Source organism: Brenneria corticis, from assembly GCF_003115855.1.
Classification (GTDB): domain Bacteria; phylum Pseudomonadota; class Gammaproteobacteria; order Enterobacterales; family Enterobacteriaceae; genus Brenneria; species Brenneria corticis.
In genome coordinates, this window is the sequence record NZ_KZ819136.1 from 1 (window position 1) to 1203 (window position 1203).

Consider the following 1203-nt stretch of genomic DNA (forward strand, 5'->3'; position numbering starts at 1 on the left):
TGTATTAGCTCAGACCTGATCTGACAGTTACCGGTTATTTATACAGGTGTCTGTCAGATTACATCTGGCTTAAATTCTTCTCAGCCCAGATGCGTTTTCCATCAAGCAATGTTTCCATCGGTGTTCGCCCACAGCACATTTTCCCCTGATGGGTCCGAACATTATTGTAATACTCCAGCCATTCATCAAGATCTTCCTGTAATGTTTCGAGGTCGTCGTAGAGCTTTTTACGGAACGTCACCTGATAAAACTCCTGTAATATCGTCTTATGGAACCGTTCACAGATACCGTTGGTTTGCGGCGACATCGCCTTTGTTTTCGTGTGGTCGATGTCATTTATCGCCAGATAAAGCTGGTAATCATGGTGCTCAACCCGGCCACAAAACTCCGTTCCGCGATCGGTCAATATTCTCAGCATCGGCAGACCCTGTGACTGATAAAACGGCAAAACCCGGTCATTCAGTAATTCCGCCGCAGTAATCGGGGTTTTACTGACGTACAACTTGCAATGGGCCACTTTTGAGTAGGTATCGACAAAGGTTTGCTGGTAAATCCGACCAACGCCTTTCAGATTACCCACGTAGAAAGTATCCTGCGAGCCCAGATAGCCGGGATGTGCAGTTTCAATTTCACCGCTGGCTTCATCGTCATGGGCTTTCCTTTCCAGCGCCGCAATTTGCGCATCATTAAGTTCAATCCCTTCTCTGGCAACCTTTTCTTCCAGTGCTCTCAGGCGCTTTTTGAAGTTTTCCAGATGATGTCGTACCCAGACAGAACGAACACCGCTGCCGGAAATAAAAATCCCTTTCTTGCGCAACTCGTTGCTGGTTCGGTGTTGCCCGTGAGCGGGGAACTCTATGGCGTAATCAACGACGGCTTGTTCCGTCGTGGCATCGGTTCTGTTTTTCAGATTTGGACCACGGCGGCTACGGGTGATTAACGCGTCAACGCCGCCTTGTTCAGCCAGTTCCCGATAGCGGTAAAATGTATCACGAGATACGCCCATGACCTTACAGGCTTTCGATACATTACCGAGCTCTTCGGCCAGATTTAGCAAACCCGCTTTGTGTTTGATGACAGGATTGTTAGTATGCAACATGAGAGTTACCTCTTGTGTTTTGTATAAGGATTCGACACCCATATCAAAACCGGTAACTCTCAACTTTTCAAGTTGTTGTGTCAGATCTGGTCGCGACTAATACA

At 47.5% G+C, this 1203-nt stretch carries 1 protein-coding gene; it reads right to left on the reverse strand.

Features of this window, described 5'->3' with window-relative positions; genetic code table 11:
* Window positions 1-58: 58 nt before the first annotated feature.
* Window positions 59-1099 (reverse strand): IS481 family transposase, encoded by a 1041-nt coding sequence (locus tag DDT56_RS24235; RefSeq protein WP_136168892.1) that lies wholly within the window; start codon window positions 1097-1099, stop codon window positions 59-61.
* Between the last annotated feature and the right edge of the window lie 104 nt (window positions 1100-1203).

Excerpts from the sequence above, each read along its gene's own strand:
- DDT56_RS24235 (WP_136168892.1), bottom strand. The coding sequence starts at position 1,099 with ATGTTGCATACTAACAATCCTGTCATCAAACACAAAGCGGGTTTGCTA.